Below are 22,630 nucleotides of genomic sequence, written 5' to 3'. Positions count from 1 at the left end.
TTTTTACATTTAAATGTACTCTTTACTTGCTGAATTAAGTGCACATGATTTAGAAGTTGCTGAAACGTTGATAGGAGTTATAAGGTTTCTATTAATATTTTTAGCTGCAAGAGCATTAGCAGAAGTATTAGTAAGACTAAGTTTGCCAACGATAGTAGGTGAGCTCCTTGCAGGGGTTGTAATAGGGGCTTCAGGATTCCATTTGTTGATACCGCCTTCAGCTGGAACAGAATTAAATGAAGGACTTGTAAATGTTATTAGTTCTTTAGCGTCAATCCCCCCAGAAGCTGTACCTGATGTTTATTTCGAAAGTTTTCCATCCCTGCAAGCAGTAGCAACTCTGGGATTATATGCTCTTTTATTTTTAACAGGACTAGAAAGTGAATTAGAGGAATTAGTAGCTGTCGGAGCTCAGGCTTTCACTGTTGCTATGGCTGGTGTAATTTTACCGTTTGCCTTTGGAACTCTTGGATTAATGTTTATTTTCCAAGTAGATCTAATTCCAGCAGTTTTTGCAGGAGCATCTATGACGGCAACAAGTATAGGAATTACTGCAAGTGTTTTTGGTGAGTTGGGTTACTTAAAAACTAGAGAAGGACAGATTGTTATTGGTGCAGCAGTGTTAGACGATATCTTAGGAATTGTTATTCTGGCAGTTGTAGTCGCCCTTGCTGCCGGAGGCACTTTAGAAATTGCTCCCATCGTTAAATTAGTTGCAGCAGCTGTAGTATTCGTTATTGCTGCTATTGCACTAAGTAGAACAGCTGCTCCAGGTTTTGATTGGTTATTAGATAGATTAAAGGCTCCTGGAGCCGTAGTGGTAGCTTCTTTTGTAATACTTGTATTGTGTTGTTTCGTAGCAACAGCCATTGGATTGGAAGCAGCTTTAGGTGCTTTTGCAGCTGGATTAATTCTAAGTAGTTCTAAAAATAATCATGCAATTCAACAATCCGTTTTACCTTTAGTATCCTTATTCGCAACCATTTTCTTTGTACTAGTTGGAGCGGGAATGGATTTATCAGTTATCAATCCACTTGATCCAACTAGTCGTTCAGCTCTTGTAGTTGCAGGATTTTTGTTAGTTGTCGCAATTATTGGAAAAATTGCAGCAGGATGGGTATTTTCAAGTGATAAACCTACAAATAGATTAGTAGTAGGTTTGGGTATGATGCCTAGAGGAGAGGTTGGTTTGATTTTCCTTGGATTAGGAACAAGTGCTAAGTTGTTAACTCCTTCTCTTGAAGCAGCTATTTTATTAATGGTTATTGGAACTACATTTCTTGCACCTGTTCTTTTGAGAATTGTCCTAAAAGATAAGCCACCAAATGATGGCAATAAAATTTCAGATGATGTTGCAGCCGATCCTGTGGGTCTTCTTTAGGAAATAAGTTTATTAGAATTAAAAAACAAAAGATTTTCAATAAATGGAAAAATCAGCTCTGATAGATGGTGATGTAAATTATGACTGGAATTTTTTAAATTACCCAATACATATTGTCTCTGCTAAGCCTGAACAAACAGCAAAAGAATACGCAATTTTATTAATTCATGGTTTCGGTGCTTCTACGGATCATTGGAGATTTAATATCCCTGTTTTGAGTACGAAATACGAAGTTCATGCTATGGATTTACTTGGTTTTGGAAAAAGTCCTAAGCCTCAAGACGTTGAATACTCAGGATCTTTATGGAAAGATCAGGTTGTCGCTTATGTAAAAGAGAAAATAAAAAAACCTACAATTGTTGTTGGAAATTCATTAGGTGGTTATGCTGCATTAGCAGCTGGTGCAGAATTAAATGAGTTAAACGCAGGAGTGATCTTACTTAATGCTGCTGGATATTTTAGTGAAGAAAAAACTATCAAAAAGAATATGTTGCAAACTTCAATCGAAACAGTTGCCGGCATATTTTTGAAAAATATTGTTCTTCAACGTTTGATTTTTGAGAATATGAGAAATCCAAAAAATATTAAAAAAACTTTAAATCAAGTTTATGTTGATAAAAAAAATGTTGATGATTTTTTAGTTGAGTCAATAAGGAAGCCTTCTCTAGATTTTGGGGCTTTTAATGTTTTTAGAAGTGTATTTAACCCATCAGGGCCTCAGGGATTGCCGTTGGATAAGCTATTCTCAAAACTAAATGCACCATTGCTACTTCTTTGGGGAGGGAAAGATCCATGGATGAACACTCCAAAAAAAAGAAATCTATATAAAAAATTTACACCAAAGAATACAAAAGAAATTATTCTTGATGCAGGACATTGCCCTCATGATGAAATACCTGAATTAGTTAATCAGCATATTTTGGATTGGGTTGATTCTCTTTAAGTAATAATCGTGAAACTTGAATCATCTAATAAGGACCAAGGAATTTTTGTCTTTCAATTAGATAAATATAATTACATTAAATTTTGTCCTAACAGAGGAGGCGTTATTACAAATTGGGTTTCGGATGGTAATGAAATACTTTATTTCGATGAAAAAAGATTTATGGACAAGACAAAAAGTATTAGGGGAGGCATTCCAATCTTGTTTCCAATTTGTGGAAATCTTAATACCTCTAGTTCAGTATTTGGAAATGGTTATTTGCAATTACCACAACATGGTTTCGCTAGGGATTCGCAATGGCAATACTCCTTCAATGAAAATGAAAAATTTTTATGCTTATTATTAAATGCATCAAAAAAAACCAAAAAATATTATCCTTTCGATTTCGAACTAAAAATAGAAGTTACTTTAAAAATTAACTCTTTAGAATTTGAAATTACAATCCATAATAAAACAGACTTTGCTATGCCTATAAATTTCGGTTTGCATCCTTATTTTAACGTTTCAGATTTCAAAAATTTAGAGTTTGTTGATAATCCACTTAATTGTCAGGATCAAGAAAGAAATACTATAAGTAATACTTTGGATGAATTAAACAAAATTAATTCAGGAGTTGATCTACTTATGTATACTTCCGGTAAAAGCTCTTTTCGAGATAAAATTTTTAAAAGAGAGGTAACTTTAAATCATCCATATCCTTTTGATTTAGGCGTTATTTGGAGTGATCCCCCAAGAAGAATGATATGTCTCGAACCTTGGACTAGTCCACGAAATTCTTTTGTTGACGGATTTAGAAACATTATGATTCCTTCAAATGATAGTAAAAGGTTTAATGCCTCAATACAAATAAAATCTTTTAAGTAATTTTGCAATACTTATGAAATTTGTCGTAATAGATGATGATCCCACAGGCTCTCAAACTGTTCACGATTGCTTATTACTGCTTAAGTGGGACTGCTCAACTTTAGTCAAAGGTTTTGAATCTAAATCTAATTTATTTTTTATTTTGGCTAATACAAGGTCACTATCGGAAAATGATGCGAAATTAACAATAAAAGAAATTTGCAAAAATCTTAAGACTGTAATTAGTTCTCAAGCCTATGAAGAAGAAATTATTTTTATAAGTAGAGGAGACTCTACTCTTCGAGGACATAACTATTTAGAGCCAATTGCTCTAAATAGTTGCTTAGGTCCTTTTGATGCTACTTTTCATATTCCAGCTTTCATAGAGGGTAAAAGATTAACAATTAATGGATCTCATTTTGTTGATAAAACTCCTATAAGTCAAACAATTTTTGCAAAAGATAAAATTTTTGGATATGAGACAAGTAATGTCAAGAATCTTTTATTTCAGCAGAGTAAATCCCAAATAAATTTTGAAGATATTCAAAATCTTTTTTTGTCAGATATTGAAATGCTAAATGATGAAGAAAATAATATTGTTTTTAAAAAAATAAACAACTTGAAGAATAATAAACATGTAATTGTAGATGTAGAAAATTATTCTCAACTAAAAAAATTTTCTTTAGTAATTAAAAAATTAATTAAACAAAAAAAATTCCTTTTTCGAACTGCAGCAAGTTTTGTAAGTTCAATTTCTGATAAAAAAAGTTTCTCTCAGAGTGAAATATTTTTCTCTAATTTAAGAATAAGAAATAAAGAAAAGAGTTTTCTTCCAGGACTGATAATTGTTGGATCTTATGTAGAACTTTCAACAATACAATTGAATAATTTGTTAGAGATAACTAATTGCAATCCAGTTGAATTAGATGTTTTTGAATTCTTTAAAATTTATTCATCAGATAATAATCAGAAGCGAAGGAATTTATTTAAAAATAAATTTTTAAAAGAAATTAGATTTTCTTTTGAGAAAGGAAAAACTCCTGTTTTGTTTACTTCAAGACAATTTATGTCTTTAGATTCTTCTGAACTATTTAATTTTTATAATTTACTCGCTTGTTTTATTGCTGAATTAGTCGCAGATTTGAAGTATGAAATAGGATATTTGATTTCAAAAGGTGGAATAACAACAAATTTGATTCTTAGTAATGGACTTAATGCAGATTATGTTTATCTTGAAGGACAGATTTTAACGGGCATTTCAGTGGTGACTTGCAACCTAAAAAATGGCGAAAAACTTCCTGTTGTTACACATCCTGGAAACATTGGCACTAAAGATTCACTGGTGAATATTTGGAAGGTTTTTGAAAATAAAACTAATTTCTAAAATTAGAAATTTGAGATAATTTCTTCAGCAAAACTACTGCAAGACAAAGGTTCTACTTTAGGTTCCATTAAGCGTGCTAGATCATAGGTGACTTTTTTTTGCTCTATTGCCTTGCTTAAACCATCTGTAATTAGGTTAGCTGCTTCATCCCAACCAAAATATTCAAGCATCATTACACCACTAAGAATTACTGAGCCTGGATTAATCTTATTTAAGCCTGCATGTTTTGGCGCAGTACCGTGCGTAGCTTCGAAAATTGCTGCATTATCCCCAATATTTGCACCAGGAGCCATACCTAGGCCTCCAACAATTGCTGCAGCTGCATCAGAAACATAGTCTCCGTTGAGGTTTAAGGTTGCAAGAATTGAATATTCTTGAGGTCTAGTTTGAATTTGTTGAAATATACTATCAGCTATCCGATCATCAACAAGAATAAGTTCTCTCCATTTTCCGTCTCCATGCGAATTTGAAATTGATGCAATTACTTCTTTAATTTCTTCGCAAATGAATGCTTTTTTGTTATTTGTAAGCTTGTCAAAACCTGGTTCGATTTTTCGGGCATTATTTTCAATTGTAATTTCTGGATTTTTATGAATATTATCTAAAATCCAGCTTTCTCTTTCTGTAATGCAATCTCCTCTAAATTCATTGACTGCTAATTCATAACCCCAATCTCTAAATGCACCTTCGGTATATTTCATAATATTCCCTTTATGTACAAGAGTCACATGCCTTTTATCTCCTGATAATCTTTTAGCATGTTCAATGGCCTTTCTAATATGCCTTTGGCTTCCAGATTTACTTACTGGTTTTATTCCAATTCCTGATCCGTTTGGTATGGATCTATTTTTTAAATTTTTACTATTTGGTATTACAACATTATTTAAGTGATTAATTAATTCAAGACAATTATTATCCTCGGCTTCCCATTCAATTCCCATGTAGATATCTTCAGTATTTTCTCTATAAACAATAACGTCCAGATTTTGGGGATTTTTGTGAGGGCTTGGAGTCCCTGAATAATATCTGCATGGTCTAACACAACTATATAAATCAAAGATTTGTCTTAATGCAACATTAAGAGATCTAATACCTCCGCCGATGGGAGTCGTTAAAGGACCTTTGATAGCTACGCCAAAGTGTCTGATTGCCTCAATAGTATCTTGAGGGAGATAGTTATATGTTCCATAAAGTTCACAAGCTTCATCTCCTGCATAGACTTTAAACCAATTAATTTTTCTTTCATCTCCATAGCTTTTTTTAATCGCTGAATCAAGAACGATTTGAGTAGCAGGCCAAATATCAACTCCAGTACCATCACCCCTAATAAAAGGGACAATTGGATTATTAGGAACATTAGGTTTACCTTGATTAAAAGTTATTATCTCGCCTTCACTAGGTAAAGTTAATTTTTCAAATTTTGGCATAGCATTGAATTAATAAAAGATAACTCTTTGAAGCTCATAAGTATTTTAATTTGCGATGAGTTATTTTCTTTAAAACCTAGAAATTTATTAGTCAAATGTGAATAGAGAATACTTTATTGATCAGCATTTCAACATCTTTATTAAAAGAAAAAGTAGTTAATAAGCAAGTTAAAGCAAATTATGTCATTTTCAAAAAAATACTCAGCTTTTTATGAATGCGAGTTCAAATGCAAGTAATGTTGAGATAGCTAATAAAATTGCTTCTACTGCAGCTTTATTTCGGAAATATTTTCCAGATGCAAGCGTAAACTTTACTCCCTGGGACAATTCAAATGAATCTATGCAAGATACTATTGATTTTGCGTTTCATTTTCCTGGTTGGAGTCCTCTTATTGAATGTAGAGCAATACTCTTACAGTTAAGAATTGAAAATGATAGTAATGACAGAGTCCCGAAATTGTTGGGAATAATAATGCGAGGTATGATTGTTCCCTCCGAGAGATGGAGAGTGGCTACCGTCGGTGATTGGGAAATGACTGGCACTCATCTACCGCAAAAGGAACAAAAAGATAATCTGTTTTTGGTTTGTAAAGAACTTTATAAGCTATTCTCTACAACATCTGCTGGTAACAAAAATTAGCTGTTTTATGTATTTTTCTTGTAGATTAAACACAGAAACAAAAATAATTCAAAATATATGGCAGTTGCTCTTGCAGGACAATTAAGAGAAGGGACAAAAAAATCCCACACTATGGCAGAAAATACTGGCTTTGTGGCTTGTTTTTTAAAAGGAGTTGTTGAAAAAAAATCTTATAGAAAATTAATTAGTGATTTATATTTTGTTTATGAAGCCATGGAAGAGGAAATTGAAAGACTGGTCAATGAGGAACATCCCGTCATAAAACCTATAGGTTTTAAATCATTATTCAGGAAAGAAACTCTTGTAAATGATCTTAAATTTTATTTTGGTGAAAACTGGAAGAATGAAATTAATATTTCGCACTCAGCAAAAGAATATGTTGAAAGAATCCGAGAGGTCGCAAAAAATTCACCAGAGCTCTTAGTTGGTCATCACTATACGCGCTATATAGGAGATTTATCTGGGGGGCAAATCTTGAAAAGGATCGCTAAAAAAGCATTAAATTTGCAGGGAAATGATGGTTTAAATTTTTATGAGTTTGAATTAATTGCTGATGAAAAGAAATTTAAGGAAGAATATTCCCTTACTTTGAATCAACTTCCAATAAATCAAAAGACGGCTGATCAAATTATTGATGAAGCTAATCAAGCGTTTACTTACAATATGAAAATGTTTAAGGAGCTTGAAGGTAACTTGATTGCTGTTTTAGGCAAGATTGTATTCAATTACATTACAAAAAAAGTTAGGAAAGGAAGTACCGAGACCTAATGTTTATGTTTGATTCATTAGTTGATTTCCTTAAAACCAATATTGATCAATTAAATGGACATGAAGTACAAATATCTAGTGAATTCAAAGAACATCATAACGAAGACTCAAAATATATTATTAAAAATTGGCTTTTTTCATCTCCCGAATATAGAAAGTGGCGAATAACAAGATTAGATGGTGGCAAAAAACTGCAAGTGTTTAATACTGTCGCATATCCTAATTTTGAAAGTGAATGTCCTATTTTAGGAGCTGATATTTTATGGTTTGGAACTTCTCAAAAGTTATTAGCAATACTTGATTATCAACCTTTAATTCAAGAAAGCAAATATCTTGAAAAATATTGTTCAAGTTTAGGTATTATTAAGGAAAAATATTCTGCATTTGATAATAATAAAATGAAGAATATATATGATTCAAAAAAGTATTTTTCCCCATGGGTGATTATATGTAGAGGAAATAAATTAAATCTTGATAGAGATTTAAATAATATATTCCATTCATTTGTAAATAATTATTTGAACATTTATAAATCGAATCATGTTAATCAATTTTTAAATGCAGAAGAAATAAAGATTAATCAAATTAAATATGATAAGTACAGTTTTGAAAAAGACCCTGCAGATAAATTGTTTAAATCTTTTTTTGGAGAAAAATGGACAAAAAAATTTATCAATAAATTTCTATTTACATTAAATAATGAGATTATTCATTGAATGTTAATAGAAGATACTATTTTTTATAGGCCAGATTGGAGATGGCATAATTTCTTAAAATATTTAACAAATAATTTAAGTAAATATAACTGTTTAGAAAAAAAAATACCCTCGGAATATTCTTATAAAGATTCAACTTATGGTTCAAAAAAATCAAAAAAAAATGTGAATCTATCTACTTGGGGTGTAACGCATAAAAAAAGAATTCAATTCGCAAGGGCAGTTTGTATAAATAGTCCAAATTATTCTGTTTTAAATTTTTTAATTATTCCTAATACTATTTATAACGTCCCATTTTTTGGAGTAGATTTTGTTTCTCTACCTAATAGTTATTTAATAGTGTTAGATTTTCAGCCTTCATTAAAAATACAAAATCAATACAATAATGAGTTATTAGAAAAACTTATAAAACTCAAAAATCATTGTCATTCATCACTCCCATTAGCTGAAAAAATGTCTGCGGATGTAGCTAGATTTTTTTCTCCAGGAGTAATATGGTCAAAATTACCAAAAGAAGAAAGAAGTGATTTTTTAATTACTAATCAGCTTTATAACTCATTTAAGGAATATCTTGATTTGTATTTGGAAATTCTTTTCGAAAGCAAAGAAGTCAATATTGAACTGCAAAAAGAATTAATAAACGGTCAAAATAATTATTTGGATTATAGAAGAGATAACGATCCAGCAAGGCCAATGTTGTCGAGTTTGTTTGGTAAAGAATTTACTGAATCTTTAATTGAAGAAGTTTTATTTACTACTTAAAAGTCTTATAATCAACTGGAATTTGAAATCATATGAATAAAATTTCTGTTCTTTTTGTATGTTTGGGAAATATTTGCAGGTCTCCTGCAGCAGAAGCTATCTTTATACGACTACTTGAAAAGAAGGGATTAACCGATGCCTTTATTGTTGATTCTGCTGGAACTGGGAGTTGGCATATTGGGAAAAAAGCTGACTCTAGGATGAGAATTGCGGCAGAAAGAAGAGATATAAATATCTTAAGCAAGGCTCGTCAAATTACTAGCAAAGATTTTGACGAATTTAACTATATTCTTGCGATGGACGATTCAAATTTTAAAAATATTCAAGATCTTAAAAATAGAACAGCTTCAACTGGTTTTGCAGCAATAAAAAAAATACAAGATTTTAGATCAGTTTTTAATGAGCAAGAAGTTCCTGATCCATATTTTGGAGGTGATGAGGGCTTTGATTATGTCCTTGATATTCTAGAAGACTCTGTAAAAGGTTTTTTGGAAAGTATTTCTTAAATTTATTTGATCTCAGTCTCTTTAGGAATCTTGTCATTGTAAAGGTCAATAATTTTATCCACTACCTCATAAATTGTATATCCGTCGGTAATAATTTCTATTGCATCATTCGCCTTAATTAGAGGCGAAATTTCCCTATTGGAATCTTCAAAATCTCTTTTCTTTATAAGTTCTTTTAATGTATGAAGGTCTATTTCTTGTGAGTCTTTACTATTTTTATCAGATTTTCTTCTTTTTGCTCTTTCATCGATGCTAGCAGTTAAAAATATTTTAAGTTCTGCATGAGGAAAAACAGTAGTTCCTATATCTCTTCCCTCAGCTACAAGTCCGCCTGATTCTCCAATTTTTCTTTGTTCTTCTACTAAGAATTCTCTTACTTCTTTTATTGAGGAAATTTTAGAAACGATGGAACTTATCTTTTGCGATCTAATTTCTTCAGTAACACAGTAGTTATTAACATAAACATCCTGATGTGAATTTGTATTCGACTTGAAAACTATAGATATACCTTTAAGAATATTCTGTAAATTTTTTTCTTTTTTATAGTTAATACTTTCTTTTATCATAAGCCAACTCAATGCCCTATACATTGCGCCAGTATCTAAATATAAAAGTTTAAGTTTCTTCGCTATTAACTTTGTTACAGTACTTTTACCTGAACCTGCAGGACCATCAATTGCAATAATCGGCCTTCTTTTCATTAGAAAAACGTGATCAATTAATCTTGTCTCTCCACATCTTATCGCACCAGCCAATAACGAAATATTATCCTCAAGTCTTGCTTTTTGGAGTGTATAAGGGTGTAAATGTTCTAAATATTCAATTGAAATTTTTTTTGCTGATAGCTTCTTAATTATTTGGTTTAAATGGATCTTTTTATCTTGTTGAAAATTTTTTTTTGCTTCTAATAACTCACTTGAAAAAAACTTAATCAATTTTCTTTCTTTTTTTGATAAATGTACATTACGTGAACTTAAAGGAATTCCATCAAAATCTCTTTGTGTAGGAATGGATTTAATAGTAACATTTAATTTCATTCTAAGAACAAGATTTTTTAAAATTAAAAGTTGTTGCCAATCTTTTTCTCCTAAGTAAAGATTTTTTGGCTTGATGAGATTAAGTAATCTATAAACTACTGTACAAACGCCATCAAAATGTCCAATTCGATTTAATCCACATAATGCAGAAGATAATTCTTTTGGAGCTTTTAGGAATTTAATATTTTTATTATTCGGTGGATATATATCTTCATTACTTGGGATGAAGATAGCATCTGCGCCATTTGAAAAGGAGATTTTTATATCATTATCAACTGTTTTAGGGTAATTCTCTAAATCTAACTTGTTATCAAATTGAAGTGGATTAATAAAAATACTTACTAAATTAACATTAGAATTGTCATTTTTTGCTGTTGATATAAGTTTAATATGACCATCATGAAGATTACCCATTGTTGGAATGAAGTTAATTTCACTATTTATATTTCTCCTCCAATTTTTTATTTCTTCAGTTTTCCTAATGATTACTTTCTTCACTTTGTTTTTAAAAAATAAATCTATTTGATAAATAATTACTGGACAAAAACAATCTTAGGAGGAATATCTATATAGGGAAAGTCTATCATTTTTATTTCATGGATTACAAAACATCAGGTGTTGATATAGAAGCTGGGCGAGAATTTGTTTCCGAAATTAAACAGGCAGTTGAAGGAACTCATACATCTAATGTGATTGAGGGTATTGGCGGGTTCGGAGGTTTGTTTAGAATTCCTATCGATAGTTTTAAAAAACCGGTTCTTGTTTCAGGGACTGATGGTGTTGGAACAAAATTAGAATTAGCACAAAGTAAAAACTTTCATTTTGAGGTTGGTATTGATTTAGTTGCTATGTGCATGAACGATATCATTACTAGTGGTGCAAAACCTTTATTTTTTCTGGATTATATTGCTACCGGTAAGCTTGATAAGAAACAATTATTGAGGGTTGTTCAGGGAATTTCACATGGATGCGGAGAAAATAACTGTTCATTACTCGGAGGAGAAACTGCTGAAATGCCTGGATTTTATTCAAAAAATAAGTATGATCTTGCAGGATTTTGTGTTGGAATAGTTGATGAGGATAAGCTTATTAATGGTAAAAAAGTCTCTGAAAATGACTTAATAATTGCTTTAAAAAGTAATGGAGTTCATAGTAACGGCTTTAGTTTAGTAAGAAAAATTATTCAAAACAATAATCAAATAGATAAAGAATTTGAAAAAGTTTCTCACTTAAATTTTTATGATGAGTTATTGAAACCTACAAAAATTTACAATAATGTGATTAACCAAATGTTATCTGAAGATATAGAAATTAAAGCAATGTCTCATATCACTGGAGGAGGAATTCCAGAAAATTTACCAAGATGTATTCCTTCTGATTTTATTCCTTATATCGATACCAGTTCATGGCAAATACCTACTTTATTTAAATTCCTTCAAGAGAAAGGATCTATTCCCGAAAAAGATTTTTGGAATACTTTCAATCTTGGAGTGGGATTTTGTTTAATTATTGATAAACAATTTAAGGAAGCGATATTAAGTATCTGTAAAGATCATGATATAGATAGTTGGGAAATTGGAAAGATAGTTAGAAAAACTGATTCAACAATTAGTAAATTTTTGCCAGAAATTTTAACTTAAATTTTTTTACCTTTTTTAAAGGAGTTTTAAAAAATTATTTTTTATACCCAAATGAAAAAGTTAGGTGTAATATAATAAAATTACCGCCGAATTATATCGGAAGTTTAAGTATTAAGATTTAACCTTTATTCAATGCCCTTTGCAAATAATCAAAGAATTACACGTAGACGTAGTTCAGCTGGTCCTACACCTCCAAAAAGACCAATAGGTAATAATTCCGAATCAATTGGTAGACAGGCTCAAGGCCCAAGGCCAACTTTCTTGACACTAAGAGATCATGGGAAAGTTTTTGTCGCTGATTTACCTAATTTGTCCGATGGTCAATTAGCGCATATTAGTAAAGAAGCTAATGAAGTTTTAAATAGTTTGGAAAAAAGACTTAGTGATCTTGAAAATGAACCTAATGTTAGTAATCCGGAAACCGATACGCTGATAAAAGCTTCTACCAAACGAGATGTCACACTGAGGTTTATTAAATCAATAGAAGAAGAACAAGAACATAGAAAGAATAATCCTGCTTTACGAGATGCTGCATCTGAATCGTTACCTAGAACTTTTCTGGAGGTTGCAAGACATAGATTGCCTGGAGCAACTTTTGATTCACTACTTCGAGAGGCTCTTGAAGCTTGTGCAGTTGATGAAAGTACTGAAGAAAATCAAGTTATTGAAGAGCCTAAAGAAACTGTCAAAATTATGGATATACCTTCTTCCAACACTAATGCTTCACTTGTTGTTAGTATCGATTCAAGTGATGATTCCAAGAATGACTCTATTTGATTCAACACAAGAGTTAATAAGTATTAAAGGCCAAAATAATTCAAAAATTAACCTTACTTCAGAGAAAGATCCCATTTTATGTAATCATTGCAAAAGGACTGCATCAAATGGTGTTAGATGTTTAGGAATGTGTGTAGCAGATAATGATTACTAGAATAATTCAAATTCTAATATCAATAATTTGATGAAAATAATTAATAAATTAACTAAATTTTATTTATTAATGGATATCAGGTATTATTTAAAAAAATAAAGAAAAGATTATTGTTCTTTATATCAATAAGTAATTGAAAGTTTATACCCTTTATTTGAAATTGAAGTTCTTAGAAAAATTTCATAATTAAATGCTTAAAAATTAAATAAGGCAGCATCCTGATTCGAATTGGGGTATTAATGCTAGAAAACGAGAATATAACAAGAGTTTAAGCGATAAAAATTAACAACTTACCGCCCACTTACCGCCCAGTCTGAAAGATTTGAAATACGAAAATCGCTACAAAAAACTTTTGTTCTTGGAACGCTTTTCAGCGAAATTATTTACTAATTTGAAAAAGGCGGCACCCAGATTCGAAGTGGGTTAATAATCCCAAAAACTCTGTAATATTAGGGATCTTGAGGTGTAAGGATGGTATGTTACCATCCGCTTACCATCCAAGAAAAATATAAAAATATTAACTACGTAAGAACAAATAGTGACATTTTGAATCTGAAGGATGGTGAGTTTAGTAATCAAAAAAGGAAGAACTTTATAATTAATTAATGAGTTGGATTTAGTAAATTATGCAAGTTTTCCTAGAAAAATATTTTTTTATGAAAAGGTTGATTGCATTTTTTCTATTGTTATCACCAATAAAAGTTAATGCTAATGATCTTTTGTCCATACGAGAAGATTTAGATTTGGGAAAAAATCCTGTAGTAATTATTTGGGGGCATGGGCAATCAAATGTACGTAGATCGGAAAAATGTTCTGCTGACTTTAACAAAATACCAAAAACTTTAAAATATTTAGAAAAAGAAATTGATGCACATTTTATTTTTATGTGCTCTAAATCTATAGATAACGATTACCGGCGAGGATCATACATATATAAAAGAGTGAGACAGTTAAAAAAACTTCTTACTGAAATAAATGAAATAGGAGTACATCCTAATAATATTTTTATAAGTGGGTTTTCTGCTGGAGGATGGACTGCTTTACATATGTTTAGAGAAAATGAAAAATTATTTAACAGTGCGATTGTTTTCGCCCCTGCATTTGCAGGACCAAGATATGAAATAAGAAAATATCCGAAGTGGAGAAAAGTAGTAAGACCTGCGCATATAAAAAAAATTACAAAAGCAAAGGTTATAGATGCTTTGGTTTTTGCATACGAAGATGATAGTCATAATCGCCCAGAGGAATTAAAATTTTTAACAGAAATTTATCCAAAAAATGTAAATATAGTCGGATATAATTGTAAAAATGGTCATTTAACTCATATAAATGATTGCAAATCTAGTGAAACAGAAATTCTTATTTTAAATTATATTAACCAACAGATTAATGCAAAAAATTACCATCTTTAATTAATAAAATCATCATAATGAAATTTCTGAATATTTTTCAAAAGGCGACAAACCTTGATATTTCAATAAACCTATAATAGTTTTTGAGTTTTAGTTATATTTTGTATCGGAAATCCATCTTATTCAATAATAAATTTTGAGTGTCAATAAGATAACTGCGATAATGTAAAGAAGGCATAATTTGTTTAAGGAAAAACAACTCCACTCACCATCCACTTACCATCCCACTTTTTAAAGTATTAGATGAATAACAAATATTCAAAACTTAAGGTATTGGAAGGGTTTATAGGGAATTGTGTAGACAAAATAAAGAAGGCGGCACCCAGATTCGAACTGGGGATAAAGGATTTGCAATCCTCTGCCTTACCACTTGGCCATGCCGCCGAAAAAGATTCGATTGAGTCTTTTTATGATCTTAACAGTAAGGTGTCTCATTCTCTATTATTTATATGCAATGGTCATGGAGAAGACGTAATCGCATCGGAGATAATAAAAAGATTACTAAAAAAAATAAAAAATAAAAATATTGAAGTTTTGCCGTTAGTAGGAAATGGAGATGTATTTAATTCCATAAAATCAAAGAATTTTCATAAAATAGGATATTTAAAAGAGCTGCCTAGTGGAGGTTTTAGTAATCAAAGTCTGAAGGGATTTGTGCTTGATTTTTTAGCAGGATTTTTAATCGATAATTTAAGAAATTTTCTACTTGTAAAACAGAAGTCAAAACATAACTGCAAAATTATCGCAGTAGGCGATTTCTTGCCATTACTCTACGCTTGGAGTTCAGAATGCGACTTTAGTTTTATTGGAACCCCAAAAAGTGATCATACTTGGAGTAGTGGGCCAGGTTGGGATTTAAGTGATTTTTATCATCAGTTGAAAGGTTCTGAATGGGATCCATGGGAAATGTTTTTAATGAAATCTCCAAGATGTAAAAATTTAATTATGAGAGATAAAATTACAGCTAATAATTTGTATAAAAAAAATATTGATGCAAAATACTTGGGCAATCCAATGATGGATTTTGTCAATGTAACAAACGATAAGATATCAAATATTATTTCTTTTAAAAGGATTATTTTATTAGTTGGAAGTAGATACCCTGAAGCTCTTAAAAATCTTGATAATTTTCTAAATTGTTTGCAAGATTTTGATTTATCAAAGGATTTATTAATACTTTTGCCTTTGAGTATTAATGCGAATGTGATTCAAATTCAAAATTATTTAAATAAATATGGTTTTATAAAACAGAGTAAAGTTAAATTTCTTATTGATGAAGATTCAGTATGGAAAAAGAAAGATCAATATGTAGTGATTGGAAAAGGTAAATTCAATTCATGGGCCAATATGGCAGAAGTTGGTTTGTCTAATGCAGGAACTGCTACAGAGCAAATTGCTGGCCTTGGAATTCCATCTCTTTCTCTACCGGGACCTGGACCACAATTTACAAAATCATTTGCAAAAAGGCAATCAAGATTATTGGGAGGTAGTGTTTTAGTTTGCAAGAACAGAAAAATTCTTTTGAAACGTTTAAGTTTACTTTTAAAAGGAAAAGTTGATAGGTTAGAACAAGCAAAAATTGGAAAAAAAAGAATGGGGGAATCCGGAGCAAGTAAGAAAATCGTAGATGCCATAAACCTTCATTTGTTATCTTAGTAAATGGCACTAGCTTATTAATTATTAATTCTTTTATGTATCCAATAAATGATCGGCAATATCTAAAAATTTGTGCAGAGATTGCAAAACTTATGAGTATAAGCTTATCTTCTGCTAAAAAGAAAGTAGAAATTCAAATTGCAAAAGAAGGCTCGAAAACTATTCAAGAAAAAATAAAAGTTGCGCAAAACGTCTTAAAAATTTGTGAAAAAAATGATGGAGATAAATTAAGTTCTTCAAGAATACTTGATAAGCTTATGGAAACTCTTGATGGTGAAGATAATTTTTTAACTGAAGATTGATTCTCAATGTTCAAATATATTTGAGAATTTTAGTATGTCTAAATCAGCATGAACAGAAACTGTTTCGAAACATTTTTGAGCTAATTCATATCTATTCTCTCTTTCTAAGATAACTTTTAATTTATGCATTGCTTCAATTAAATATCTAACATCATTTGCTGCATAATCTAATTGGTCATTTGTTAAATCTTCGTTTCTACCCCAATCACTACTTTGCGAGCTTTTGTCGAGTTCTATACCTAATAATTCATATATCAAATCTTTTAAACCGTGTTTATTTGTATATGTTCTGGCTAACTTACTGGCAATTTTTGTACAAAAAATATTTTTTGTATTAATTTCAAGATTGCATTTTAGAGCTGCTACATCAAATCTTGCATAGTGAAAAATTTTGGTAATTTTTTCATCTTCAAGAAGTGCTTTTAGATGAGGTGAAGAAGAGGTATTAAGTTCGATTTTTATACATGATGTTCTATTAAATTCATTACATATTTGTACTAAACAAAGTCTATCTCTTCCATGAATTAACCCCATTGCTTCAGTGTCAATAGCTAGGTAAGATGATTTTTTATAAAGATTGTATAGATCTTCTGTTAAATCGCTATAAAGAAAATCAATGTTTTTATTTTCAATAGTCATTTTTAATAAGTATTTAAAATAATTTAAGATCTTAGAATATTACTTAAGATTTTATTTAATTAAGAATTTTTATCTAATAAGGTTATTTTACAGAATAAATCTAAGAAAATTATAATATGATGTAATTTTAATTTTTATTCTCTAGTTATTAGAGAAAATTTATTTAATGTCCTATTCCTTAAATTCAACATTATTACTGACAATTCTTTTGGCCATAGGATTATTCTTCTTTCTTAGGGCTTCTAGTAAAGATAGAACAACCATCGTTGAGATTTCATCTTCTTTACAGCCAGTTAAGGTTTTAAATGATTTATGTCAATGGCTTAATTTGAGGGGATGGAAGCAAACGGGAGGAGATTTTGAACAAAGAATTTTAATTTTTAAGGGGCAAGTTGTTTCAAGTAAGTTTTTAGCAATTTTTTTAGGTTTTCTTGGCGGTTTTGGTTCTTGTGCTTTGGGATTAGTGATAATTCAAATTTATCCTGAATTAAGTTGGTGGCCTATTCTTTTAGGATTAGTTGGTGGCCCTTTGGCTGGTATTGTTTATTTTCAGAAATCAGCAAGAGAGGAGAAATTTGAATTAAGGTTGATCAACGAAAATGAAAATGATTCAACTCTTATGAGGTTAAGAGCGCATAGGGATGAATTAATCTCTTTAGAAAATGAACTTGGAGAAAAACTTCAATTGAAAAGTGACGGTTCTTTATTTAAAACACCTATCTAAGATACTTGAAAAAGTTATTTGATAATTTAATCAAAGATATTATTCTCTAAACAGAATTTCTCTAATTCTTTATCATTAAACCAATCTTGGGGTTTTGTAAAAATTGATGTAAGAAATTCCTCTCGAGAACCCTTTTTAGCTTTATATCCATATTCCCATCTAGCTAAAGGTGGTAAGGACATTAATATAGATTCAGTTCTGCCGTTTGTTTGTAGTCCAAAAATTGTCCCTCTATCCCAAACTAAATTGAATTCGACATATCTACCCCTTCGATATAGCTGGAATTCTCTCTCTTTCGATGAATATGTTTGAGAAGCTCTTTTCTCAATAATTGGCAAATATGAAGGGAGGAATGCCTGCCCACAGTTTTCCGCTAAAGAAAATAAATTATCCCAATTTAAATTAGATTTGCTAATACTTTGAGAAGCTTTTGATGCCTCTCCATTTTGATTATTCCCTCTATAAATATTGCCTGAACCATCTTGATAATCATAAAAAATGCCTCCTATGCCTCTAGATTCATTTCTATGCTTCAAGAAGAAATATTCGTCACACCATGGTTTGAAAACTTTATGCAAATTTTTATCAACTTTCTCACAAGCTTTTTTATGCTCGTTATGAAAATTCCTTACATCAGAAAGATAAGGATAAAAAGGAGTTAAGTCTGCACCTCCTCCAAACCACCAAACAGGTCCGGCTTCGAAATATCGATAATTAAGATGAACTGTAGGAATATAGGGATTTTTAGGATGCAACACCATAGAAGTTCCCGTAGCAAACCATTCATGACCTTTTGCTTCGGGCCTTTGAGAGATAATAGATTGCGGTAATTCTTTTCCATGTACTTCCGAGAAATTTACTCCTGCTTGCTCAAAAATAGAACCATTTTTCAATACTCTTGATCTTCCACCACCACCTTCGTCTCTTAGCCAGGATTCTTCTGTAAATTTCCCTTTGCCATCTATATTCTCAAGCCCTGAACAAATTTTGTCTTGTAGTGTTAATAAGAGATTTTTAGTTTTTTCTCTCGAGTTTTTAGGAGGTTCTCTGAACATGTATTTAGTAAATCTTGAAGAAAAAATTTTTTGGTTAATTATAAGTTTCCCTTTATAATTTCTCTTAGGGGGTCCTTATTGCCTATTATTTGATAGTTCGACATAGTTCTTAATCTTTTAAACAGTCGACTACCTCGTCAAAATATTTAAAAATTTAATGACCACAATAGAAGATGCGAATTTTGCTTTACAAAAAGTTCTAGATGCTGGATCACAGAAAAATGTAATTGAATTAGCTTGGATTAAAAACGTAAGAGTAACTATACCGAGAGTAATCGTAACACTATCCTTACCATCATTTGCAAATTCTCAGAGAGATAGAATTGTACAAGAGGTAAAAAAAGTACTACTGGATTTTGAAGATATTGATGATGTTCAAATAGAGATAGATAATAATCCTTCTAAAACAGAATCTAAAACTCAAAGTAATGCTCCTGAGTTGCAGAAGATTGATGGAATTCGACACGTCATAGCTGTTAGTAGTGGTAAAGGTGGAGTTGGAAAAAGTACCATTGCAGTTAATCTCGCTTGTTCTCTAGCTAAATTAGGCTTAAAAACTGGTTTGCTGGATGCGGATATATATGGACCTAATACTCCCTCAATGATGGGGGTTGCCGAACAGAATCCAAAGGTTACAGAAGGTAGTGGCAGTGATCAAAGGTTAATACCAATAAATAAATATGGAATTTCATTGGTATCAATGGGTTTCCTCATAGAAGAAGGTCAGCCAGTTATATGGAGAGGACCAATGCTTAATAGTATTATCCGACAATTTTTGTACCAAGTTGAGTGGAATAATCTTGATTTTTTGGTTATTGACTTGCCTCCAGGAACAGGAGATGCTCAAATATCCCTTTCTCAATCTGTTCCTATTTCTGGAGCTATTGTTGTCACTACTCCTCAACAAGTATCTTTGCAAGATGCAAGGAGGGGATTAGCAATGTTTAAACAACTCGGAGTGCGTTTACTTGGAATTGTAGAAAATATGTCAGTATTTATTCCGCCAGATATGCCAAATAAAAAATATGAAATTTTTGGTAAAGGTGGCGGACAAACATTAGCTCAAGAAAATGATTTACCATTATTAGCTCAAATTCCTATTGAAATTCCTCTCGTTGATGAAAGTAATAGAGGTGTACCAATCTCAATAAGCCAGCCTAATAAAGAGAGTTCTATTGCGTTTAGTAATTTAGCTCAGTTAATTAAGAATCAATTTGTTTTTAGATAATTGATGTTTAGGAGAATTTATTTATTAAATAAGAGAGGATTTTTACCAAAAAAAGACAACTTTAATAAAGGTTTTTTATTTTCTCCATTACTTATAATTCCTCTATTTTTAGTTATTATTTCTGGTTTTTTAATAAAAAGTATTCAGGGTGATTTTTTAGTTTCTAATTATTCAGAACATATACTGACTGGTTTATTGGGTTATTTTTTAGCATTTTTTATTTCTTATATACCGTTAGAGAGACTTAGAAATTATATGGTTCCATTTTATTTATGTACTTTAATATCCTTATTACTAATTTATTTTTTTGGGATATCGGTTTCTGGAGCTCAAAGATGGTTAAACTTGGGCATCTTTTCTTTTCAGCCTTCAGAAGTAGCTAAGCTAAGTACTGTATTAACTCTTGCTTTAATACTCGAAAAAAAATTAATTTTAACAATAAGAGATTTATTTTTGCCCTTATTAGTAGTAGTTATTCCTTGGTTATTAATTTTCTTTCAGCCAGACTTAGGTACCTCTTTAGTTTTACTTGTTTTGACAGGTGTGATGCTTTATTGGTCGCAAATGCCCATAGAGTGGATTTTAATATTAGTGTTTTGTCTTGTCACCTCTACATTATATTTAACCTTACCAACTCTTCTTATTTTCTGGATTCCATTTATAGGATATCTTGCTTATAGATCTTCAAAAAAGAAAATTATTTTTTCTGCTATCTCTATTTCGTTCCATTTATTAGTGGCTAAATTGACACCAATTTTTTGGCAATATGGCTTAAAAGAATATCAAAAAGATAGATTACTTTTATTTTTAGATCCAAATAGAGATCCATTAGGTGGTGGATATCATTTGATACAGAGTCAAATTGCAATTGGTTCTGGAGGATTATTTGGGACTGGTTTGCTACAAGGTAAGCTGACTAATTTGCAATTTATACCAGAACAACATACTGATTTTATTTTCAGTGCTCTAGGCGAAGAATTGGGTTTTGTGGGGTGCATAATAGTGTTATTTTTGTTCTTTTTTTTGATTAAAAAACTTATTAATACTGCAACAATTGCTAGGACTAACTTTGAATCTCTGATTGTTATTGGAATAGCATCAACTTTTTTATTCCAAATAATTATTAACTTATTTATGACTATTGGTTTAGGACCAGTTACTGGAATTCCTCTTCCTTTTATGAGCTATGGTCGAACGTCATTGGTAACTAATTTTATATCTGTTGGATTTGTTCTATCTATTTTGAAACGTTCTAGATCTCTAAGAAGTTAATGAAAACAAAAATAACTATAAAAAAAATTCAAGACCTTTTGATTAAAGGAGTCCAAACTATATATGTGGATGATGATACATCCATAAGAATGTGGTGGGCATCTTTAGAGGTTATTCAAAAAGATTTTTTACATCAGAATTATAAACGGGGGGGGATTTGGGTCGCCTCTCCTTTGCCAGCTTTTAATGATAAGAAATCTTTAAATCAACTTCATGGATGGCTTTGGTCTCCAGAGGGGTTCCCATACTTTCAAAATGAGAATGCAGGTTTTTTACCCGTAAATAATTCAGACAAGATAAAAAAAGATTTTGATTTAGTTAGCAATTATAAAGTCTTAAATCTTAGTCAAGAAGATGGTTATGAACCTTTTTTGATGATAATCACTCCAAATTTTCAATGCATATTATCAATTGTTGGAGAAAAAGATAAGAAAATTCTATTAATGAAGTGTGATGAAGAAAGCCTTAAACTTTCAATTGAATTAATGCATGCAAAATTAAATCAAGAAAATTATGAGGAAGGAGTGAGATTTCGTAATGCAATCAATAATTTAGGTAACCTTAATATTAATGATCAATTTGAACGATTATTTTGGCCAAGATTATCGGCCAAATTAGCAAGTATTGTACCGTACCATAATATACAGAATTCTGTAAAAAACGATGAAAAAAATGTGCAAATAACAGAAGCAAAATTATTACGTGCAATATCTCATGAGGTAAGAACGCCTTTGGCAACAATAAGAACCCTCATAAGTTCTACTTTAAAAAAATATAAGATGGACCCATCAATGAAAAATCGTTTAATTCAAATAGATAATGAATGTAATGAACAAATTGATAGGTTTGGTTTAATCTTTAATGCAGCAGAATTAGTGAGTAATGAAGTTCCTTCATTAAATAATTTGGCAAAAATTAATTTAGCCGAAATTTTTAAAAAGCTTGCTCCTTTATGGAATAAACAATTAAATCGGCGCGGGATTTCTTTAAAGATTGATATCCCCAATCAACTGCCGCAAATTTTGAGTGATTCTGAAAAATTGGAATTAATGTTAAGTGGATTAATTGATAAAAATACTAGGGGATTAAAAGAAGGTAGTACATTAATTTTAGAATTAAGACCAGCTGGTCAAAAACTTAAACTTCAATTGAAAATACAAAAATTAGAAAGTAACCAAAAAGAAATTCTAAAAAAAGATAATGGTTCTGATATTGGCCCTGTGTTAAATTGGAACCCTCAAACAGGTAGTTTACAACTTAGTCAAAATGCTACTCAAAAGTTATTAGCTAGTTTAGGAGGGCATGTCACAAAGAGGCGTGATACAGGTTTGACAGTATTTTTTCCGATTTCAGATTCAAAATAA

The 22,630-nt window shown here is 30.7% G+C and carries 23 protein-coding genes and 1 tRNA gene; 19 read left to right on the top strand and 5 right to left on the bottom strand.

Annotated elements, in window-relative coordinates:
* Positions 1-13: 13 nt before the first annotated feature.
* The 4 genes from HA148_RS08935 to HA148_RS08920 are packed head-to-tail and all read left to right on the top strand — an operon-like array spanning position 14 to position 4,551.
* Entirely contained in the window at positions 14-1,381 is a 1,368-nt protein-coding gene (locus tag HA148_RS08935) for a cation:proton antiporter (RefSeq protein WP_025922676.1), read from the top strand.
* 43 nt (positions 1,382-1,424) lie between these two features.
* The gene (locus HA148_RS08930) at positions 1,425-2,324 is read left to right on the top strand and encodes an alpha/beta fold hydrolase (RefSeq protein WP_209132006.1); all 900 of its coding nucleotides are present in this window, start codon (positions 1,425-1,427) and stop codon (positions 2,322-2,324) included.
* A 9-nt stretch (positions 2,325-2,333) separates the two neighbouring features.
* Positions 2,334-3,188 carry a galactose mutarotase gene (locus tag HA148_RS08925; RefSeq protein ID WP_209132005.1) on the top strand — a complete coding sequence of 285 codons (855 nt, stop codon included), beginning with the start codon at positions 2,334-2,336 and terminating at the stop codon, positions 3,186-3,188.
* Positions 3,189-3,201: 13 nt separating this feature from the next.
* The gene (locus tag HA148_RS08920) at positions 3,202-4,551 is read left to right on the top strand and encodes a four-carbon acid sugar kinase family protein (protein ID WP_209132003.1); all 1,350 of its coding nucleotides are present in this window, start codon (positions 3,202-3,204) and stop codon (positions 4,549-4,551) included.
* Positions 4,552-4,553: 2 nt separating this feature from the next.
* Here HA148_RS08920 and HA148_RS08915 read toward each other — a convergent pair whose 3' ends face one another.
* Positions 4,554-5,978 carry an NADP-dependent isocitrate dehydrogenase gene (locus HA148_RS08915; protein ID WP_209132001.1) on the bottom strand — a complete coding sequence of 475 codons (1,425 nt, stop codon included), beginning with the start codon at positions 5,976-5,978 and terminating at the stop codon, positions 4,554-4,556.
* A 211-nt stretch (positions 5,979-6,189) separates the two neighbouring features.
* Here HA148_RS08915 and HA148_RS08910 point away from each other — a divergent pair, with 211 nt between their 5' ends.
* From HA148_RS08910 to HA148_RS08890, 5 genes are read left to right on the top strand one after another with little or no spacing between them, the layout of a single operon-like run.
* Positions 6,190-6,618, top strand: a complete 429-nt coding sequence (locus tag HA148_RS08910) for a hypothetical protein (protein ID WP_209131999.1) — start codon at positions 6,190-6,192, stop codon at positions 6,616-6,618.
* Positions 6,619-6,675: 57 nt separating this feature from the next.
* Positions 6,676-7,386 carry a heme oxygenase (biliverdin-producing) gene (locus HA148_RS08905; RefSeq protein ID WP_011863697.1) on the top strand — a complete coding sequence of 237 codons (711 nt, stop codon included), beginning with the start codon at positions 6,676-6,678 and terminating at the stop codon, positions 7,384-7,386.
* Positions 7,387-7,391: 5 nt separating this feature from the next.
* Positions 7,392-8,102, top strand: a complete 711-nt coding sequence (locus HA148_RS08900) for a 15,16-dihydrobiliverdin:ferredoxin oxidoreductase (RefSeq protein WP_209131997.1) — start codon at positions 7,392-7,394, stop codon at positions 8,100-8,102.
* A complete protein-coding gene (locus tag HA148_RS08895; protein ID WP_209131996.1) occupies positions 8,103-8,864 on the top strand; it encodes a phycoerythrobilin:ferredoxin oxidoreductase in 762 nt (253 codons plus the stop codon).
* A gap of 32 nt (positions 8,865-8,896) precedes the next feature.
* Entirely contained in the window at positions 8,897-9,370 is a 474-nt protein-coding gene (locus HA148_RS08890) for a low molecular weight protein-tyrosine-phosphatase (protein WP_209131995.1), read from the top strand.
* Positions 9,371-9,372: 2 nt separating this feature from the next.
* Here the strand turns inward: HA148_RS08890 and HA148_RS08885 are convergent, their stop codons facing one another.
* Positions 9,373-10,905, bottom strand: a complete 1,533-nt coding sequence (locus HA148_RS08885; protein WP_209131994.1) for a bifunctional pantoate--beta-alanine ligase/(d)CMP kinase — start codon at positions 10,903-10,905, stop codon at positions 9,373-9,375.
* A 98-nt stretch (positions 10,906-11,003) separates the two neighbouring features.
* On the opposite strand from HA148_RS08885, the gene purM reads away from it, so the two are divergent.
* The 4 genes from purM (at position 11,004) to HA148_RS08865 (ending at position 14,390) form a co-directional block, all read left to right on the top strand.
* Positions 11,004-12,047, top strand: a complete 1,044-nt coding sequence (purM, locus tag HA148_RS08880) for a phosphoribosylformylglycinamidine cyclo-ligase (RefSeq protein ID WP_209131993.1) — start codon at positions 11,004-11,006, stop codon at positions 12,045-12,047.
* A 132-nt stretch (positions 12,048-12,179) separates the two neighbouring features.
* Positions 12,180-12,824, top strand: coding sequence for a histidine phosphotransferase (locus HA148_RS08875; RefSeq protein WP_209131992.1), 645 nt, complete (start codon positions 12,180-12,182; stop codon positions 12,822-12,824).
* Positions 12,811-12,978: a hypothetical protein gene (locus HA148_RS08870; RefSeq protein ID WP_187146060.1), complete on the top strand. Its 168-nt coding sequence runs from the start codon at positions 12,811-12,813 to the stop codon at positions 12,976-12,978. Before HA148_RS08875 ends, HA148_RS08870 begins: the two co-directional genes overlap by 14 nt.
* Positions 12,979-13,634: 656 nt before the next feature.
* Positions 13,635-14,390, top strand: coding sequence for a hypothetical protein (locus HA148_RS08865; protein WP_209131991.1), 756 nt, complete (start codon positions 13,635-13,637; stop codon positions 14,388-14,390).
* Between the two features lie 313 nt (positions 14,391-14,703).
* On the opposite strand, the gene HA148_RS08860 is transcribed toward HA148_RS08865, so the two are convergent.
* Positions 14,704-14,774 (bottom strand) — tRNA-Cys (locus tag HA148_RS08860).
* Between the two features lie 42 nt (positions 14,775-14,816).
* On the opposite strand from HA148_RS08860, the gene HA148_RS08855 reads away from it, so the two are divergent.
* On the top strand, positions 14,817-16,046 hold the full coding sequence (locus HA148_RS08855; protein WP_308789029.1) for a lipid-A-disaccharide synthase-related protein: 1,230 nt from the start codon (positions 14,817-14,819) through the stop codon (positions 16,044-16,046).
* A 35-nt stretch (positions 16,047-16,081) separates the two neighbouring features.
* The gene (locus HA148_RS08850) at positions 16,082-16,348 is read left to right on the top strand and encodes a hypothetical protein (protein ID WP_025915186.1); all 267 of its coding nucleotides are present in this window, start codon (positions 16,082-16,084) and stop codon (positions 16,346-16,348) included.
* Positions 16,349-16,351: 3 nt separating this feature from the next.
* Here HA148_RS08850 and HA148_RS08845 read toward each other — a convergent pair whose 3' ends face one another.
* Positions 16,352-16,987: a ribonuclease D gene (locus tag HA148_RS08845; protein ID WP_209131989.1), complete on the bottom strand. Its 636-nt coding sequence runs from the start codon at positions 16,985-16,987 to the stop codon at positions 16,352-16,354.
* Positions 16,988-17,153: 166 nt separating this feature from the next.
* On the opposite strand from HA148_RS08845, the gene HA148_RS08840 reads away from it, so the two are divergent.
* Complete coding sequence (locus HA148_RS08840) at positions 17,154-17,711, top strand: cofactor assembly of complex C subunit B (protein WP_209131987.1); 558 nt, start codon at positions 17,154-17,156, stop codon at positions 17,709-17,711.
* Positions 17,712-17,737: 26 nt separating this feature from the next.
* Here the strand turns inward: HA148_RS08840 and hemF are convergent, their stop codons facing one another.
* Positions 17,738-18,766, bottom strand: coding sequence for an oxygen-dependent coproporphyrinogen oxidase (gene hemF / locus HA148_RS08835; protein WP_209131985.1), 1,029 nt, complete (start codon positions 18,764-18,766; stop codon positions 17,738-17,740).
* A gap of 157 nt (positions 18,767-18,923) precedes the next feature.
* Between hemF and HA148_RS08830 the strand changes: the two genes are divergently transcribed.
* Genes HA148_RS08830 through HA148_RS08820 form a run of 3 tightly spaced genes read left to right on the top strand, consistent with a single transcriptional unit; the run spans position 18,924 to position 22,630 of the window.
* Positions 18,924-19,994 carry an Mrp/NBP35 family ATP-binding protein gene (locus HA148_RS08830; RefSeq protein WP_209131984.1) on the top strand — a complete coding sequence of 357 codons (1,071 nt, stop codon included), beginning with the start codon at positions 18,924-18,926 and terminating at the stop codon, positions 19,992-19,994.
* 3 nt (positions 19,995-19,997) lie between these two features.
* Positions 19,998-21,266 (top strand): rod shape-determining protein RodA, encoded by a 1,269-nt coding sequence (gene rodA / locus HA148_RS08825; RefSeq protein ID WP_209131983.1) that lies wholly within the window; start codon positions 19,998-20,000, stop codon positions 21,264-21,266.
* Positions 21,266-22,630: a sensor histidine kinase gene (locus HA148_RS08820; RefSeq protein WP_209131982.1), complete on the top strand. Its 1,365-nt coding sequence runs from the start codon at positions 21,266-21,268 to the stop codon at positions 22,628-22,630. The genes rodA and HA148_RS08820 overlap by 1 nt, the downstream gene beginning before the upstream one ends.

It is taken from the genome of Prochlorococcus marinus XMU1405, from assembly GCF_017696275.1.
Lineage (GTDB): Bacteria > Cyanobacteriota > Cyanobacteriia > PCC-6307 > Cyanobiaceae > Prochlorococcus_A > Prochlorococcus_A marinus_AB.
This window is presented reverse-complemented; position numbering and strand designations above follow the sequence as displayed.

Excerpts from the sequence above, each read along its gene's own strand:
- HA148_RS08935 (WP_025922676.1), top strand. The coding sequence starts at position 14 with ATGTACTCTTTACTTGCTGAATTAAGTGCACATGATTTAGAAGTTGCT.
- HA148_RS08930 (WP_209132006.1), top strand. The coding sequence starts at position 1,425 with ATGGAAAAATCAGCTCTGATAGATGGTGATGTAAATTATGACTGGAAT.
- HA148_RS08920 (WP_209132003.1), top strand. The coding sequence starts at position 3,202 with ATGAAATTTGTCGTAATAGATGATGATCCCACAGGCTCTCAAACTGTT.
- HA148_RS08915 (WP_209132001.1), bottom strand. The coding sequence starts at position 5,978 with ATGCCAAAATTTGAAAAATTAACTTTACCTAGTGAAGGCGAGATAATA.
- HA148_RS08910 (WP_209131999.1), top strand. The coding sequence starts at position 6,190 with ATGAATGCGAGTTCAAATGCAAGTAATGTTGAGATAGCTAATAAAATT.
- HA148_RS08905 (WP_011863697.1), top strand. The coding sequence starts at position 6,676 with ATGGCAGTTGCTCTTGCAGGACAATTAAGAGAAGGGACAAAAAAATCC.
- HA148_RS08900 (WP_209131997.1), top strand. The coding sequence starts at position 7,392 with ATGTTTGATTCATTAGTTGATTTCCTTAAAACCAATATTGATCAATTA.
- HA148_RS08895 (WP_209131996.1), top strand. The coding sequence starts at position 8,103 with ATGTTAATAGAAGATACTATTTTTTATAGGCCAGATTGGAGATGGCAT.
- HA148_RS08890 (WP_209131995.1), top strand. The coding sequence starts at position 8,897 with ATGAATAAAATTTCTGTTCTTTTTGTATGTTTGGGAAATATTTGCAGG.
- purM (WP_209131993.1), top strand. The coding sequence starts at position 11,004 with ATGGATTACAAAACATCAGGTGTTGATATAGAAGCTGGGCGAGAATTT.
- HA148_RS08875 (WP_209131992.1), top strand. The coding sequence starts at position 12,180 with ATGCCCTTTGCAAATAATCAAAGAATTACACGTAGACGTAGTTCAGCT.
- HA148_RS08870 (WP_187146060.1), top strand. The coding sequence starts at position 12,811 with ATGACTCTATTTGATTCAACACAAGAGTTAATAAGTATTAAAGGCCAA.
- HA148_RS08865 (WP_209131991.1), top strand. The coding sequence starts at position 13,635 with ATGAAAAGGTTGATTGCATTTTTTCTATTGTTATCACCAATAAAAGTT.
- HA148_RS08850 (WP_025915186.1), top strand. The coding sequence starts at position 16,082 with ATGTATCCAATAAATGATCGGCAATATCTAAAAATTTGTGCAGAGATT.
- HA148_RS08845 (WP_209131989.1), bottom strand. The coding sequence starts at position 16,987 with ATGACTATTGAAAATAAAAACATTGATTTTCTTTATAGCGATTTAACA.
- HA148_RS08840 (WP_209131987.1), top strand. The coding sequence starts at position 17,154 with ATGTCCTATTCCTTAAATTCAACATTATTACTGACAATTCTTTTGGCC.
- hemF (WP_209131985.1), bottom strand. The coding sequence starts at position 18,766 with ATGTTCAGAGAACCTCCTAAAAACTCGAGAGAAAAAACTAAAAATCTC.
- HA148_RS08830 (WP_209131984.1), top strand. The coding sequence starts at position 18,924 with ATGACCACAATAGAAGATGCGAATTTTGCTTTACAAAAAGTTCTAGAT.
- rodA (WP_209131983.1), top strand. The coding sequence starts at position 19,998 with ATGTTTAGGAGAATTTATTTATTAAATAAGAGAGGATTTTTACCAAAA.
- HA148_RS08820 (WP_209131982.1), top strand. The coding sequence starts at position 21,266 with ATGAAAACAAAAATAACTATAAAAAAAATTCAAGACCTTTTGATTAAA.